At 38.3% G+C, this 1,219-nt stretch carries 1 protein-coding gene; it reads left to right on the forward strand.

Translation table 11 applies throughout. The features are described from left to right. Positions 1-883, forward strand: an 883-nt coding sequence (locus tag ACM0OY_RS40365) for a tetratricopeptide repeat protein (protein ID WP_414574293.1), incomplete at its 5' end; no start/stop codon positions are given. Positions 884-1,219 lie beyond the last annotated feature (336 nt).

Raw genomic sequence — 1,219 nt, forward strand, 5'->3', positions numbered from 1 at the left:
GAAATGGGAATTAGCTCTTGCTGATTACAACAAAGCCATTGCGATTAATCCTCAAGATGCTGTTGCTTACTACAATCGGGGTATTCTTTACTCTGAGCAGAAAAAATGGGAATTAGCTCTTGCTGATTACAACAAAGCTATTGCGATTAATCCCCAGTATGCTGAAGCTTACTTATTACGGGGTATTCTTTACTCTGAGCAGAAAAAATGGGATTTAGTACTGGCTGATCTTAACAAAGCTATTGCGATTAATCCTCAGTATGCTGAAGCTTACTTATTACGGGGTATTCTTTACTCTAAGCAGAAAAAATGGGAATTAGTACTGGCTGATCTCAACAAAGCTCTTAAGATTAATCCTCAGTATGCTGAAGCTTACTTATTACGGGGTATTCTTTACTCTGAGCAGAAAAAATGGGATTTAGCACTGGCTGATCTCAACAAAGCTCTTGAGATTAATCCTCAGTATGCTCTTGCCTATCTGGGTCGTGGTTTTATATATCATGCACAAAAGAAATATACTTTGGCTCTGTCCCACTACAATCAAGCACTAGCTAAAGATGAAAAATTACTGACAGGTATTAATAATATTGGCTTGATTAAATATGAACAGGGGGCAATTGACGAAGCAGTTAAACAATGGCAACAAGCCATAAACTTAGATAATAAATCTGCTGAAGCACATCTAGCTCTTGCAGTTGCTTTATATAAGAAAGGGGAACAAGAACAAGCCTATAAGTTAGCCCAAGCTGCTTTACAGTTAGACAAAAACTTCGCTGATATAAGCTTTTTGAAACAAAACCTCTGGGGTGAAAATTTAATTGCTGATACTCAAAAATTATTTTCTAACCCTCGGATTCAAAGCGTAATTTCACAGTTACGTTAATAAACAATAAATTCAGTAAATAAGCTTGGATAGTTTGCCAGAGGAGTAAAACTTAGATACCTGATTTTTCTAAAAAGTTGGGTATCTTGTTTTTCACACACTATTGAGGACAGCTATCTTTTGAGTGAAACGCGATCGGATTGCGCCCACTGTAGGCAATGAGCTACGCTAGGCAGAGGGGGATGGCGTAACCGCCCGCTCTCTTGCGCTCGCACACGTTAGAGTTTTGAGTGCTGATTGAATTGAACAGAAAATGTGGCATTTAAAATCGAAAGAGTCCTACTGTTTTAGATTAAGTGTCCAATATTGGCGGCTAGAATCGGACACTTGCCATAA

It is taken from the genome of Nostoc sp. CCY 9925 (genome assembly GCF_963920935.1).
Taxonomy (GTDB): domain Bacteria; phylum Cyanobacteriota; class Cyanobacteriia; order Cyanobacteriales; family Nostocaceae; genus Nostoc.